This is a genomic window from Rhodanobacter spathiphylli B39 (genome assembly GCF_000264295.1).
GTDB lineage: Bacteria > Pseudomonadota > Gammaproteobacteria > Xanthomonadales > Rhodanobacteraceae > Rhodanobacter > Rhodanobacter spathiphylli.
The window spans coordinates 49,093-63,914 of record NZ_AJXT01000021.1 but is presented as its reverse complement, the minus strand read 5'-3'; the positions used below and the strand labels follow the sequence as shown (position 1 = coordinate 63,914).

The window sequence follows — 14,822 nt, the reverse complement described above, 5'->3', positions numbered from 1 at the left end:
ATGAAGCTCAAGGAAATTTTTCTCATGGACATGCATGCATGACGCCTCTTGCCGGGCCGGGTTGGCCAGACATGGAATCATGATCAGCCTGAAGAGGCGCATCGCCGACCGTTTTCATACTTCGCGACTGGCGCGAAGCTCCGTGGTCGTCCTGCTGGTCATGCTCCTCTGCCTGGCGACCTGGGCGACGGACAGGCGTTCGCTTCATCTCCAGCTGCTCACTTACGCGGGAAGCCTGGGGTTCATCGCAAACTCCGTTCCGGTGGTTCTGCTGTTTTTCATGGTACTCGTGGTCAGTCGACGGGTGATCTTCACGTCGTTGATCGTTTCCGCACTGATGGGAGCCGTGTACAGAATAAACGCCATCAAGCTTGAAACCCTTCAGCAACCGATCGCCTTCAGCGACGTCTACTTTCTTCGACAGGTAAACGCATCCGTCATCCACCTGCTGTCCCACTATCTGTCGGCCAGGATCTTCCTGTTCGCAGTCGTTTCGCTGGTGATCCTCGGTGGAATGTATTTCTGGGAACGCCCGCTGCTGAACCTGAAGCGACTCTCCCGTATCGTGAGCGCTCTGCTTCTGGCTCTTGTCGCTTTCGGTCTGTATCGAGGCGTTTCGCCTGCGCGCAAACTCTATGACCGAAATGTCCTCCGCATCGCTCCATGGGCTCCGGCAGCCTCCGAGCTCCATGCGGGGTTGCTGGGCACACTTGTCTACCAGGCCATCGAATCCTCCACTGCACTGCGCGAACCTGTCGACAACGCCGCCATCACGCGTCTCGCCAGGCTGGAGGTTCCCGACGCCGGCGCACCTTCGCCCGTCGCCTCGCAGAAGCCCGATATCATCGTCATACAAAGCGAGTCGTACTTCGATCCTTCGACGCTTGCAGGGATCGACGACACCAGCCGACTCCTGCCCGTGCTGGCGAGAGCGCGCCTGGCCGGCTCGGTGGGTCAGATGAGGGTCCCCACGTTCGGCGGCGGCACATTGCGCACCGAATTTGAAACCCTGACCAGCGTTCCTCTGGCGGCCTTTCCAAAAATCGAATTTCCCTATCTCCAGATCCACGACAAGACCATGCCGAGCCTGGTCCGCGTGCTCAAAACGCAAGGGTATCTTGCATACGCCGTCCATCCCAACGATGCCAATTTCTGGAATCGTGAGCGGACATTCCAATCCATGGGTTTCGATGCCTTCTACAGCCGCAAGGACTTCCCGGCCGATGCGCCCGAGGACGGCTGGGCGATTGCCGATTCCTCGTTCACGGAAAAAATGGAGCAGCTGCTGGATCGGGAAAGCCGCCCCGTGTTCATCATGGGGATAAGCATGGAGGGTCACGGCCCTTACCTGGAAAATCCCGTTCTGGACAAGGCCATGCGTGATTCCATCCCGGTTCCGTCGACGTGGCCGGAAAATGCCGCCAAGGAATACCGCAACTACGCGTATCACATCCACCACGCCGACCACGAACTTGGGCGTCTCTGGGATTACCTCGAGCGACGAAAGCGTCCGTATATTCTCGTCTTCTACGGGGACCATCTCCCCGGCTTTTCGAAGGTCTATACCGCCGCGGGCGGATTTGACGACCATCAACCGGCATCGACCCAAATGGTGCCGTGGGTCATGGTGTCGAACCTTGGGCTCAAGATGCCAGGCCAACCCATTTACTCCTGGATGACCGGCGGCACGATCCTATGCAGCTTTGCAGGCCAGGGAAACGATTACTACGCCATGATCCAGAAGGCGCAGCGGCACCAGGCAGAGCGCCGAATGGCATCGCTGGACAGGGAAACTCTCGAAGGCATCGAATCCCTTTCGAGACTTTACCTGCGAGGTGAGGCGATGCCCGGGAATGTCAAGGAAAGCGCAAGGCAGTCGTTCTGCGCCGCAACCGGGGTGACCAACCCGTGAGTGCATGGAAATGGTCCGCTTTCGCGTTTTCCACCGCGGCTCTCCTCTCCGGTTGTCATCGCGTGGAATTCGATCTGAGTCCGCAACACTTTTCCGAATGCCAGGGCACCCGCGTGGCTGTCCATGTCAGGTGGAGCGTCCCGGCAACGACTCCCAAACCCATAAGCATCTACGTGAATGGGGTTGGCTTGCCGGAGACGCTGTGGACCGGCGGCGGAACCAGTGGACAAGCCGATACAGGCAAGTGGATGTTTGACGGGTCATCCCTTTCACTTCGAGACGGCAATGGCGCGCTCCTGGCGAGAAGAACCATGACCACGGAACCGTGCAGTCAACGTAGTCAGGGGACGGCCACGCCCGATTGATCAGCGCTCAATCGCAACAAGCCCCCTGGGGGAAGGATGCCTGCGACCACAGATGCATCCGTCTGCGTGAAATGGAATCTTTCCGCGGGCCGACTTCGTCCGGCATGCTCCTTTCGAAGCGTCGTCAACCGTTCCTTTTGACGCTCCTGCCTCCAACCCCGCAAGGTCGCATCCAAATTCGACGGCAAGGAAGGGTGACTGGGAAGCCACGCTGTGACAAATGCAAAGCCAAGCCACAGCGCCGTGGCAGGTCGATTCGAGCCCCTTCAACCATGCCGGACCGGCTCGATCCGGCGCTGATTGCGCGACGCCGCAGAACGACAACTTCCGCAAATCCCCCTGGTCTTGGCTGCGAAGGCTCGCAGGCTACGTCGATGTCAGCTGGAGCGACAGAGTCCGTTCGCGCAGCCCGGCGGAAGTTTCGGTCGGTTCCGACAGAAGCCCGCTGCGAGCATCATTTCAGGCGCAGCATTTGCTTCTCAAGCAACGTCCACGACCCGTATCCCATTACCGTCGCCATTGCCAACGACGAACCCACGTGCAGAGTCAGTCCCGCGCCCGGGAAGATATGGGCAACTGCCTGCTGGCACGGCCAGCCCCAAAGATAGATTCCATAGGACGGATCACCAAAGCGTTCCAGCCAGCGCCACGGGGGCATCAGATAGGCAATGAACCCCACCACACCAGCCAGGGCCAGTGCGAAAACCATCGGGTAGGGCGGCAAATGCCGCACCAGCACCGCGGCCAGCACAAGCGCCACCACCAGTTCCAGGCTGACCCGAATGCTGGCGCGATGCAGATATATGCATACACCCAGCATGAAGTACCCCGCCAGCCGGAGCCAGGTCTGGTTCAACGGAAAAAGTTCCGGGTGGACCAGCCCCGTCAGAAACAGCGCCGCCAGCACCAGGGTAGCGACTCGAACTGACGCAAACAGGCCAATCGCGCCCAAGATTCCAAGCAGAACATACATCCGCACTTCAGCGGGCAGGGTCCATTGCGCACCATTGATGGCGGCTGTCTTTGCGCCATCCTCAAACACGCCAGGCAAAGTCCAGACCATGTTGGACGACATCTTCAGGTTGGTGGCGATGTAATTCCACACGCCGCCATGGTGCAGATACTCGGCGGATGGCAAGCTGGTAAACATCAATCCGTACACTGTGGCCAGCAGCACTACATTCAACACGAATGCGGGATAGACCCGGAGAATGCGCGCTTTCGCAAACTTGTAGAAGCTACGCTGGCGGATGTAGCTGCCAGTCACAAGAAAGCCGCTGATCAGAAAGAAGATGTTTACAGCGATGTCGCCACTGTAGATCCCCCAGCCCAGCCTTACGAAAATGTCTCTTGTGCCAACCGATGGCGCAATGGCGGACGCATGCCCGTAGATGACGGCCGCTGCCGCGGCGATGCGCAGCACGAGGAAATTGTCCTGGCGGCGAGCCAGACCCTCTTCCACGGTGATTGAACTGCGAAGAAAGGCCCACAGCCGATCGAAGTGACGAAACATCCAGCGGCCCCGCCGCTTCGTCATGAAATCAGTACCGCTACCCACAGGCGTATCCACATTCTTTCCTTGACGCTGCATTATCGATGAAGCCATGCACGAGCGTCGCGGCACGCGCATTCGCCCGAGCAGGCATGCATGGGCTCCGCGCCGCGGCCCGGCTGTACTGACTCATGAAGCAATGCTGGGCGGTCGTCATGCTCCGCCCCCGTTCCTCCGGCGTTCGATATCCGATGATGAGCAAGCGCTCATTCCTCAGTTCGCACAGTTCTTCCCGGTCTTCACCGTATAGGAAACCAGCTCCACACCGGTTTGATCGTCGTAGACATGGAACCTGGTGCCTGCAACGACCCAATTGCCGGCCCGCGAACTGCCGCCAAACCCCGCCTTGGCAAAGAGCTTTTCCTCGGGGTTTGCAGGATTGTCGGTAGTCACCCTCGTGCTCCTGATCGAGGGATCGATTCGTTGCCAACTGACCACGGGGTCGATGGTCGCTCCGACTTCGCAACTGTCCACCGTCCCCGGAACCAGCTGCAACGTTGCCCTGGGCGGCGCATCGCTCTTTGCAACTTCGGTCTTGGTGCCCATGGATCCGGGAGCAGGCGATTGCTCCTGGCTGCAGCCCATCAGCGCGACCGACAACAATGCCCCGAAAGCCAACACGCCAATTCTACTCATCATCCAATCCTCGGTAAGTTCTCGGTCAAGGCCGACGTGCAACGAAAATTGCGCCAGAACGCCCTGTCAGCGACATTCTGGCGCGCTGATCCAATCACCCATGCGCAATTCAGCCGGAGAAGTTCTGGCCAGGCCGTCATCAGGCAGCTGGATGTGCGCGCCGGGGGTCACGCATTACCCGCACCACCGGGACGACCTTCGCCGTACCCCTCCAGCTTGTCCCTCAGCAGCGTGGTGCTGGCCGCGATGAGGCTCGCGTACTGGGTGTTTTGAAAGCCCCACAGCGTGGAATGAAGCTCTTCCTTGTGTCCAACGAGGAAGGGCAGCGTCGTGACGATCCTTATTGATCGGGACCGTTCCAGATATCGGTCAATCGTATTGGTGGCCGCATCCCTGTTGCCCTCGTCCCATGAAGCGATGGCATCGTAGGTGCTTGCGTTGTAGACGTTGAAGACCATGCTGATCAGCCTGTCCGTCATGACGAACTGCATGCCATTGCGCTCATAGGCTCCCAGGATTTCCAGATCCGCATGCACGTCGGCCATGAGGCCGGAGAAAACGTCCCAATCATCAGGGGCCGCACGCAAATGCTCCTGGATGGCAGCCCAGCGTGAATCGAAGCCCTGTGGAAATTCCACGTCATCCTCGCAGATCGCCACGGACGGCAGGCCCTGTTGCCTTGCAAGCATGATCATCAGCTTGTAGCTCATCGCACAGCCCAGCCAGCCCTGGCAATGACGCAGGCCCGTGAAGCGCACGAATCCGAAGCGATTGTCACGATCGAAGCTTTGGGATCGCCGCACGAACTCCGGCAGGCTCAGGCAGATCCTGTCGCCCGGCAGATTCATGTGCCGGCCGGCGACATTCCAGAACTCGTCGAAAGTGATGTTGTCCGTCGCAAGCAGGAAGCGATAGAACTGGGCATCGAACTGATTGGGCAGTCCGCGCAAAATCTCCTCATTGCGTTGCAGCCGCTGCTGACGCAGCTCTTCGTTGCTCAACCAGAAGCGGACCCTCTCCACCATTCCGGCGCAGTCATCCACATCGACGAAATCGACCACATCAGCAAGTTCGCCGTGCTGATCCATGTCGACCGAGCGCTCCGACACGACCAGCTTGCCCAGCGAAAGGCATTCCCACAGACGGGTAGTCTCAAGAAGCGCTCCCGCGTAATAGTGAATGTTCACTACCAACTTGGCTCGGGCCAGCTCGTCATGCAGGGCATCGCCAAAAAGATCGTTGATCACCTTGACCTTGCAGACCCTGCTCAATTCCGCGATGAACTCGCGGCGACGCGCGTTCTGGATGTCCCCGTAGAAAATCACGTCGTAGTCTGTGGACGCCGCCGTCGAATCGCTCCGATACTGGTCCAGGTACCCAATCGGCACGTGGTACATCTGCTGCGCATACAGCCCCATGTTCTGGAGCTTGGCGATATTCGCCAGCGAATAGTCGAAAATCGCAAAAGAGTTTTCCAGCCGGCGCACGTATTCCTCGGTGAACCAGCGCGAGCTGACGGACTGCTCCATCTGAAAGGAAACATACAAGCCCGGAAGCTGTTCGAACATCTGGGGACAGACGACAAAATGGGGCACATCGTCGTAGCCGGCCTCCGGCATCTTGTAGATGATGCGAGACGGTATCTCGACCCGCCGCAGGGCTGCCGCGATTTCTTCGGCCACGTAGGTACAGTGCGCCGTGGTGAGGATCACGATGGGCGAATCGCTTCCGCGAAGGTCGAACACCGGCCTGCGGGCAGACACCGGAACCGAAATTTTCGCCGCATCCGAATGCGCACCCGGATCCATGGCTTCGGGCACCCTTTTCAGCTTCCATCGACGTCCCGAAACCTCAGCATCCTTTCGAGCGACCGATGTTCGTTCGCCCTTGGCCGATTTGCGCGCGCTGCGCGCGTCGAACGCGAGCTTGATGGCCCGCGCCGGCCAGGTCAGCTTCCACGAACGGGAAGATTCCATGTCCGCCACGCGCGCCTGACTCCACTGCAGCTCGTTCTTCAACGTCAGCATCCTGGAATAGGCGGCATCCGCCTCTCGACCCATCTCGCTGATCCGCTGCGCCTGGGCGTCCACCTCTTCACGAAGCCGTTGAACGACTTCTGCCTGCAGACGCGCCTCCTCCATCAGGGTGGCGATTCGACTTTCATTGCGCTGGATCGTGTTCGACGAATCGAGCCTGAGCTCGACCAGCAGGCTCTCCAGCCGCCGGATTGCCTCGTCACGCGCCCGCACTTCCGCATCCCTGTTGCGAACTTCCTCGTCACGACGCTGGATCTCGATATCCCTGGCCTGAATCACATCTTCCCTGCTCTGGAGATGGAGATCCTTGCCATGCACGGTTTCGAGCAGACCGTAGATCTTTCGCTCGTTCTCGCGGATCGCCTCATCGCGACTGTCGAGCTGCCTGTCCTTGTCGCATATCAGCGCGTCCCGTGCAGCCAATTCCAGACGCAGCTCCTCGGCCCGTCGCTCGCCGACCTCAACCGATCTCCTGAGGTGCGCGCCTCCAGCTTCGAGCGCCGCCACCTGCTCGCCAAGGAAGCGGCTCGCGTGGGATGCAAGGCGGGCAAGGATCGCGGGCAAATCGACCGGGTCCACATGCTGGATGCTGAAAATTTCGTTGGCCGGCAGCGCATGGCGGGCCAGCTCCTCCCAGGTTCCGGCGTCAAGAGCGACAACGACGGCGTGGGCTATCGGACCCAGTTCCACATTCCTGGACCTGCTCAGCCCCACATAAAGGACGTTCCCGTGGAGAAGCATTCCACGCGTGTATCCATCGAATTTCTTCGAGCGCAGCAGATGGCCGCTGTCGTCGTATTCGCGGATTTCGAAATTCTCGGAGTTCGCCAACAGCAGCTTGTCTCCAGCGGCCAGCAGGCTGTGCGGTTGACTCAAGCCCGTGATCAGCTTTTCCCCGGTATCGAGATCCTGCACGAAACCACTTTCCCGGGACCGCTGCTTGTATTCCTTGTGCAATCGCAGGTCGCCGAAAGCGCTGAAGACAAGGCGGCTACCCCAGCGCGTCAAGCAGTTGACATGCCACGAGTCCCGCTCCCCAGGAAGCGTCCACCGCTGCCGTTCCTGCCCCCGTTCATCCAGTTTGACGATCTCGTTGTCGTCGGTTTTCACCACGTAATGAAACTGCTCTTCCAGCAGCACATCATGAATGTCACCGAAGTCTTCTCCGGACGTCACGCCGCATTCCTCACCGTCCGCGTATCGCACCAGTCGCGCGGGCTGGAGTCCCCGCAACATCTGCCTCCCACGAATCACGAAGCCGGTCGTGTCCAGGCCATCGAGCTTGTATGTCGTCCCTTGATGGAGGAGAAACAGGCCTCCGTCATTCGGGCAGGCGATCAGGAGATTGGTGAATGCGTCATGCATGGAACGTCACTCGCGGCTCGACATTGAAGTCAACCATCTCCGTCGACTTGTTGTCCTCTACGGGAAGAACCCGAAACGCGATGGCGTCCGCGATGCGGTGCAGCAGCGTCTCTGCCTCTTCTTCCACACCAAACACGCCCGCATTCATGAAATAGACACCGGGATTGAGCATGCAATCAAACAGGAATTCGACGACGGCATGCTCTCCCACGCGTTCAACCATCACCCCATCCTGGATGGTGGCCTCGGACAGGGTGCCGCATATGTGAAGGCCGGTGACGCTCTTGATCAGGCAGCCAAAACGGACCTTGAACAGCGCCTTGCTGAAGCTGACCTTGTAACAGAACCGATAGCGCCTGCCGCGCACCAGTCCGTTGACCTGGCGCCCCGCCTCCGTCAGCAGCATGGCATCGCTTATGTGAGCGCCGCGCGGCGCGAATTCCACCGTGCTCGAAGGTTTCAGGTCAGCGTCGAAGGTTTCCTGCGCACGCTCCGAAACGACAACTTCCGATGACCCGCCGCCAATCGCGCCACGTGACTCCGGCGCATGGCTGTTGCGACGGATTTCCTCGCGTATCGCTGCTGCCTGATCCGTCGGCGAATACAGGAGCTTGTGATAGCGATTGATGATCTCCTTGGGTCGGCCCTGCGCCAGCATTTCGCCGGCATCCATCAATACGGCGCGATCGCACAACTCGATGACCGCTCCCGCCGAATGGGAAACGAAGAGGATCGTGGCCCCCTTGTCGCGTATCGCTTCAATGCGGGAAAAGCACTTCCGCTGGAACAGCTCGTCACCGACCGAAAGAGCCTCGTCCACGACCAGTATCTCGGGCTCGACACTGACCGCTACCGCGAATGCCAGGCGGATGTACATGCCGCTGGAATAGGTCTTGACCGGCTGCTCAATGAACTCGCCGATGTCGGCAAACGCGGCGATATCGTCGAACCTGGCGTCAATCTCTTCTCGGCTCAGACCGAGCACCGTGGCATTTAGATAGGCGTTTTCGCGCCCCGTGAACTCCGGGTTGAAGCCCGAGCCGAGCTCGAGCAGCGCGGCAATCCGGCCACGCACGTCCACACTACCGGCTGTCGGCGTAACGGTCCCGCAGATGATCTGCAACAGCGTTGATTTGCCCGAACCATTGCGCCCGACGATGCCGACCGTCTCGCCACGACGCACGTCGAAATCGACGCCACGCAGTGCCCAGAACTCCTTGAAATAGGCGCGCTCGGGCCGGCGAAATTGCCGCTGCAATGTTGGCAGCGTCATCTGCTTCAGGCGATCGACCGGTTGGGCGTAGATCTCGTAGCGCTTTGTCAACCCTTCGACATGGATGCTCAATTCATCAGAGGACATCGGCGAACCCCTTGCGAGTACGCTGGAACCACACGAAGGAAGCCCAGGCGAACAGGCCTGATGCCAAGGCATACAGTGCGAGATAGCTCCACATCGGCGGCTTGCCCCAGATCAGGACATCCTGGGATGCCTCCACGATCACCGTCAGCGGGTTCAGATACAGCAGATCACGATATTGCGGCGGCACCAGTTCCTTCGGGTAGAGGATCGGGGCCAGGAACATCAGCGCCGTGGTGATGATCCCGATCGCCTGTTTCAGATCGCGCAGGAATACGCCGAACGACGCCAACAACCAGACGGTACCGGCAACAAACGGCAGGAAGACCGCGACGATGAGCGGCAGGAACACCACGGTCCAGGGAATGAATCCGTTCACGAAGATCGCGATGACCAACAGGGCGATCGTCGAAATGAGCAGGTGGAAAAGCGCCGCCCCGACAACGCTCCATGAAAGGATCTCCAGCGGAAAGACCACCTTCTTGACGAAGTTGGTGTTGCTGATGATCAGGGTCGGGGCACGGTTGGCGCATTCGGCGAACAGGGAGTTGATGTTCAGCCCGGAAAACAGCACCAACGCAAAGGCAAAGTGTCCGCCGAGCTGGGCGCTCCAGCGAGCCTTGAAAATCACCCCGAAAACAAAGGTGTAGATGAGCAGCATGACCAGCGGATTGACAAATGACCAGAACAATCCCATCAGCGACCCGCGATAGCGATCGGAAACATCGCGGCGCGCGAGTTGCATGATCAGGTTGAAATGGCGCACGAGCGCGCGGTACGGCGACAGCGGGTCTGCCAGCCGGTATCTGTTGATCATGATCATGCGGGGCGGGACTCTCCGGCCCGGTTACCAGGATTGCTGACGAAACCCCGCGCAGAAACCGTCAGGCAAGGCATCGCTGCAGTTCCTCGCGCAGATCCACCAGGTCCTCCACGCCCACCGACAGCCGGATCAGCCCGTCGCTGATGCCCAGCCGCTTGCGGTTGGCTGCCGGCACCGAGGCGTGGGTCATGATCGCCGGATGTTCGATCAGGCTTTCGACGCCGCCCAGCGACTCGGCCAGCGCGAACAGTTCGCAGCGCTCCAGCATGCGACGGGCCTTCTTCAGGCCACCCTTCACCTCGATCGTGATGATGCCGCCGAAACCGTGCATCTGGCGCTTCGCCAGCGCGTGCTGCGGATGGCTTTTCAGGCCCGGATAGATCACCCGCTCCACGGCGGGATGCTTTTCCAGCCACTTGGCCAGCTCCAGCGCGCTGTCGCAATGCGCCTTCATGCGCAGGTGCAGGGTCTTCAGCCCGCGCATGGCGAGGAACGCATCGAACGGGCCGGCCACCGCACCGACCGAGTTCTGCAGGAAGCCCATCTGCGTGGCCAGTTCCCTGTTGCCGGCGACCACGATGCCGCCGACCATGTCCGAATGGCCGTTGAGGTACTTGGTGGCCGAATGCAGCACCAGGTCGGCGCCGTATTCCAGCGGCCGCTGCACCATCGGCGAGCAGAACGTGTTGTCGACCACCAGGATCAGGCCGTGCTTCTTGGCGAATGCGGCAACCTTGCCCAGGTCGACCAGCTTCAGCATCGGGTTGGTCGGCGTTTCCGCCCAGATCATCCTGGTGTTCGGCTTCAGCGCCGCCTTCATCGCCGCGGTGTCATTCAGGTCGACGAAGCTGAAGTCCAGCCCCGCCGAGCGCCGGCGCACCTTCTCGAACAGGCGGTAGGTGCCGCCGTACAGGTCGTCCATCGCGATCACGTGGCTGCCCGAATCGAGCAGGTCCAGCACGGTCGCCGCGGCGGCCAGTCCCGACGCGAAGGCGAAGCCGGCGACGCCGCCTTCCAGATCCGCCACGCAGCGCTCATACGCCATCCGGGTCGGGTTCTGCGTGCGCGAATACTCGTAGCCCTGGTGCACGCCGGGACTCTTCTGCACGTAGGTCGAGGTCGCGTAGATCGGCGTCATGATCGCGCCGGTGCTGGGATCAGGATGCTGGCCGGCGTGGATGGCGCGGGTGCCGAGGCCGTGCGGGGCTTGCTTGCTGCGTTTGTTCATGATGATCCGTGATATCCCCGGGGCGGGATCTGCTGGCAAAGCCGCTATCTTACTCGTCGCGGCGCACCCTGCCGAACCTCGACGGGTGCATCCATTCATCGAAGCTTACGGATGGGAATGCGTGAATTTTGCGTCGAGCATGCGCTCGCGTATTGCACATCGCACCGGGACACGCGATCTTTGGCTTTCGCAGCCTTCCTCGTCGACCTGACTCGTCGAGGGGCTTTCGTTCCAGTCGAGACCCGTTGATGATGAACAGCCCAATCACTTTCCCGTCCGCATTGCTGCTGGAGGGGGTCGTGGACGGCGTCACCAATCACACCGTGCACGGCTGGGCCTGGTTCCCGGATGATCCGGTGCGAGCGGCCAGCATCGAAGTGCGCGCCCACGGCGCCGTGCTGTGCCGCGGCGAGGCCGACACCATGCGTGCCGATCTCGTCGCCGCCGGGAAGCGCAACGGCTATTGCGCCTTTGCGCTTCGTCTGGAGGCGACGCTGCCCGAACCCGGCACTGCGCTGGAAGTCGTTGCGGTGGAGGCATCCGGTGCCCAGCCACTGGTCGGCAGCCCGGTGGTGGTGCCTGCAGCCGCGCCTGCCGAAAACAGCGACATCCTGCCCATCCCGTTGCACCGACCGGGCCTGCACGGGTCGCTGGATCAGTGCGGGCCCGCGCGTATCCGCGGATGGCTGCGCTGGACAGACGGCACCCAGGCGTCGCCGAACCTGGTGCTTCGTGAAGGCAGCCGCGAATGGATGCGTTTTGCGGCCAATCAGTGGCGGCCGGACATTGCCGAACTGCATCAGGGCGACGGTTGCTGCGGCTTCGATCAAGCGCTTCCCGACGAACTTCGCGACGACCGCCTGCACGAGCTGCGGTTGTGCCTCGCCGACGAAGAGGCGTCGCCGTTGGCCATGCCGTTCCGGGCGATGACCTCGCCAGCTTCGCCGGAGAAACTCGCCACCCGCGCGAAATTGCCGCCTCCGCTGTCGCGCCAGGTGGTCGCGGAGCCGCTCACGCTGTCCGTCGTCGTCAACTTCTACAACATGCAGCGTGAAGCGGCGCGCACGCTCACCTCGCTGACCCGCGCCTATCAGGCCGATTCCGCGGATCTCGATTATGAAGTTCTGTGCATCGACAACGGTTCGCAACCGCCGCTCGACCCCGACTGGGTGGCCAGCTTTGGCCCGGAATTCCGGCTGGTGCGGCCAAGCCGCCAGCACGCCTCGCCTTGCGGTGCGCTCAACGAGGCCGCGTTGGCGGCGCGTGGCAAGTATCTGGCGGTGATGATCGATGGCGCCCACGTACTCAGCCCCGGCATATTTCGCGAGGCGCGCCAGGCCTGGCGCGAGCATGCCGGCGCGGTGGTCGCGGTGCGTCACTGGTTCATCGGCGGCGACCAGCGCTGGCTGACCCTGGTCGGCTACAGCCGTGAGCAGGAAGACAAGCTGTTCGAACGCATCCGCTGGCCTCTGAACGGCTATGACCTGTTCCGCATCGGCACGCCGATGAGCGAGAACCCCGAGCCCTGGTTCGACGGCCTCAGCGAGAGCAACTGCCTGATGCTGCCCACGGAGCTGTATGACCGCATCGGCGGCTTCGACGAGGCTTTCGATCAGCCTGGTGGCGGGTTCGCCAACCTCGACCTGTGGCGTCGGACCTGCACGGCTGCCTCCGCACCACTGGTCGCACCCATCGGCGAGGCCACCTTCCACCAGTTCCACGGCGGCACCACCACCAATGTGGATGACGTCGAAAAGGACTTGCGCGTGCGCGCCTATGCCACGGCCTACCGCACGCTGCGCGGCGAAGACTTCGCCATGATCGAGCGGGGCCAGCTCACCTTCCGTGGCCAGCTGCGTTCCGAGTTCGCCACCGGCATGCGCCAGCGCACGCTGATGCCGATGCGACTGGGCGTCACCGACGAAGTGCGCCCGGGCAAGCTGGCCGCCCACTTCGATGACGGCGCCCAATCGCACCTGCTGTCCGTGTATGCCGAATGCGGTCTGCAGCGCGATGTGCGCTGGCTGGGCCAGCCCACCGGCATGGCGCCGGCCGACCTGAACAGCTTGCAGGACATCATCCATCAGATCCGGCCCGACGCCGTGATCGGCGTGAGCGTGGAGCGAGGCCTGATCGCCTATCTCGACAGCGTGCTGCAGGCCGCCGGGATCGAGGGCGCGCGCATCCTGCACGTGGCGGACGACGCGGTGGCGACGTCCGCCCGGATCACCGGCATGGTCGGCACGCCTGCGGATGCCGCCGCCCCGACCGCGGCCCGGCTCTGGGCCGGCACGGCCGAGACCGTGCTGGTGCTGCACGCCGCCGGCGATGCGGGCCGCTTCAACGGCGACACCTTGGCAACGTGGGGGAAACTGGTTTCCCATCGCTCGTACATGATCTGCGTGGGCACGGTTTTCGGCCAGCCCTGGCTGGGCTACTCGACGCGGCAGCACTACAAGACCCTGCGCGAGTTCACCGAAGGCAACCCGATGTTCGTCATCGACCGCAGCTGGACGCGACAGCTGATCACCACCTGCCCCTATGGCTACCTGCGCAAGATCGGCGGCGGCGTCAACGCAGCCAGCTACGATGCCGCGCTGGACGAGCTCGGCACCGACACGCCCCTGGATCTGGAGAACATGCAATGAATCGTTTCTGGCAGCGCTACATCCGTCCGATCTTCGAGACGGTGCAGCCCCGGCAGATCATGGAGATCGGCGCCGAATACGGCTGGAACACCCGCCAGATCCTGGCGTTCTGCCGTGACAACGGCGCGCATGCCGACATCATCGATCCGGCGCCGCTGCCGAGCCTGCGCGAGGAACTGGCCAGGTTCGGTCCAGCGGAATACCGCTTTCTCGCGCTGAAGAGCCTGGCCGCCATTCCGCAACTGGAAGCACCCGACATCGCGCTGGTCGACGGGGATCACAACTGGGCTACGGTGTTCAGCGAACTCAACCTGCTGCAGGCGCGCGCCGAGCAATGCGGCAAGCTCCCGCCCATCGTGCTGTGCCACGACGCGGCCTGGCCGTATGCGCGACGCGACATGTATTACAGCCCGGACGACCTCGACGGCTGGCAGCGGCATCCCTACAGCTACAAGGGCATGCTCCCGGACCAGTCCGAACTGACCGAGCAGGGTGTCAATGGCTGGCTGGCGAATGCCACGCATGAGGGCGGGCCACGCAACGGCGTACTCACGGCCATCGAGGACTTCATCGCCAGTTCGCCCACCGAATGGAGCCTGCGCAAGCTGCCGTTCTTCAACGGCCTGGCCATCGTGGTGCCGGCGCCGCGCATGACGCCTGCGCTGCAATCACTGATCGACGGCTTCTTCGGCGGCGACGCCATGCTGGAAGCCAGCAAGGCGCTGGAATCGGACTGCATCCAGTTGCGCGCGATGCTGTGCCGGGCAGAGGCCTGCCTGACCCGCCGCACCGAGGCGCTGGAACGCGCCCGCGCGCTGATCGATGCGCAGCAACAGCGCATCGCCCAACTGGAGAACCGGGCGGTCGCCGGCATCGACTGAAGCGGCGACCGGTCAGGCC

Annotated in this window: 9 protein-coding genes; 3 read left to right on the top strand and 6 right to left on the bottom strand. The window is 61.8% G+C overall.

Features of this window, described 5'->3' with window-relative positions:
• Positions 1-79: 79 nt before the first annotated feature.
• Entirely contained in the window at positions 80-1,912 is a 1,833-nt protein-coding gene (locus UU7_RS09175; protein WP_040673167.1) for an LTA synthase family protein, read from the top strand.
• Positions 1,913-2,731: 819 nt separating this feature from the next.
• Here UU7_RS09175 and UU7_RS09170 read toward each other — a convergent pair.
• The 6 genes from UU7_RS09170 to UU7_RS09140 form a co-directional block, all read right to left on the bottom strand.
• Positions 2,732-3,883, bottom strand: coding sequence for an acyltransferase family protein (locus UU7_RS09170; protein WP_162098643.1), 1,152 nt, complete (start codon positions 3,881-3,883; stop codon positions 2,732-2,734).
• Positions 3,884-4,042: 159 nt separating this feature from the next.
• Complete coding sequence (locus UU7_RS09165) at positions 4,043-4,465, bottom strand: hypothetical protein (protein WP_157582081.1); 423 nt, start codon at positions 4,463-4,465, stop codon at positions 4,043-4,045.
• A 167-nt stretch (positions 4,466-4,632) separates the two neighbouring features.
• Complete coding sequence (locus UU7_RS17400) at positions 4,633-7,866, bottom strand: DUF4915 domain-containing protein (RefSeq protein ID WP_007807590.1); 3,234 nt, start codon at positions 7,864-7,866, stop codon at positions 4,633-4,635.
• Positions 7,859-9,226: an ABC transporter ATP-binding protein gene (locus UU7_RS09150; RefSeq protein ID WP_007807588.1), complete on the bottom strand. Its 1,368-nt coding sequence runs from the start codon at positions 9,224-9,226 to the stop codon at positions 7,859-7,861. The genes UU7_RS17400 and UU7_RS09150 overlap by 8 nt, the downstream gene beginning before the upstream one ends.
• Positions 9,216-10,046, bottom strand: coding sequence for an ABC transporter permease (locus UU7_RS09145; RefSeq protein ID WP_007807586.1), 831 nt, complete (start codon positions 10,044-10,046; stop codon positions 9,216-9,218). The genes UU7_RS09150 and UU7_RS09145 overlap by 11 nt, the downstream gene beginning before the upstream one ends.
• Before the next feature lie 61 nt (positions 10,047-10,107).
• Positions 10,108-11,274 carry a trans-sulfuration enzyme family protein gene (locus tag UU7_RS09140; protein WP_007807584.1) on the bottom strand — a complete coding sequence of 389 codons (1,167 nt, stop codon included), beginning with the start codon at positions 11,272-11,274 and terminating at the stop codon, positions 10,108-10,110.
• Between the two features lie 248 nt (positions 11,275-11,522).
• Between UU7_RS09140 and UU7_RS17395 the strand changes: the two genes are divergently transcribed.
• Positions 11,523-13,922: a CmcI family methyltransferase gene (locus tag UU7_RS17395; RefSeq protein WP_007807582.1), complete on the top strand. Its 2,400-nt coding sequence runs from the start codon at positions 11,523-11,525 to the stop codon at positions 13,920-13,922.
• Positions 13,919-14,803 carry a class I SAM-dependent methyltransferase gene (locus UU7_RS09130; protein ID WP_007807580.1) on the top strand — a complete coding sequence of 295 codons (885 nt, stop codon included), beginning with the start codon at positions 13,919-13,921 and terminating at the stop codon, positions 14,801-14,803. The genes UU7_RS17395 and UU7_RS09130 overlap by 4 nt, the downstream gene beginning before the upstream one ends.
• The last annotated feature ends 19 nt before the right edge of the window (positions 14,804-14,822 follow it).

Coding starts and splice junctions, on each gene's coding strand:
- UU7_RS09175 (WP_040673167.1), top strand. CDS start 80: ATGATCAGCCTGAAGAGGCGCATCGCCGACCGTTTTCATACTTCGCGA.
- UU7_RS09170 (WP_162098643.1), bottom strand. CDS start 3,883: ATGGCTTCATCGATAATGCAGCGTCAAGGAAAGAATGTGGATACGCCT.
- UU7_RS09165 (WP_157582081.1), bottom strand. CDS start 4,465: ATGAGTAGAATTGGCGTGTTGGCTTTCGGGGCATTGTTGTCGGTCGCG.
- UU7_RS17400 (WP_007807590.1), bottom strand. CDS start 7,866: ATGCATGACGCATTCACCAATCTCCTGATCGCCTGCCCGAATGACGGA.
- UU7_RS09150 (WP_007807588.1), bottom strand. CDS start 9,226: ATGTCCTCTGATGAATTGAGCATCCATGTCGAAGGGTTGACAAAGCGC.
- UU7_RS09145 (WP_007807586.1), bottom strand. CDS start 10,046: ATGATCATGATCAACAGATACCGGCTGGCAGACCCGCTGTCGCCGTAC.
- UU7_RS09140 (WP_007807584.1), bottom strand. CDS start 11,274: ATGAACAAACGCAGCAAGCAAGCCCCGCACGGCCTCGGCACCCGCGCC.
- UU7_RS17395 (WP_007807582.1), top strand. CDS start 11,523: ATGATGAACAGCCCAATCACTTTCCCGTCCGCATTGCTGCTGGAGGGG.
- UU7_RS09130 (WP_007807580.1), top strand. CDS start 13,919: ATGAATCGTTTCTGGCAGCGCTACATCCGTCCGATCTTCGAGACGGTG.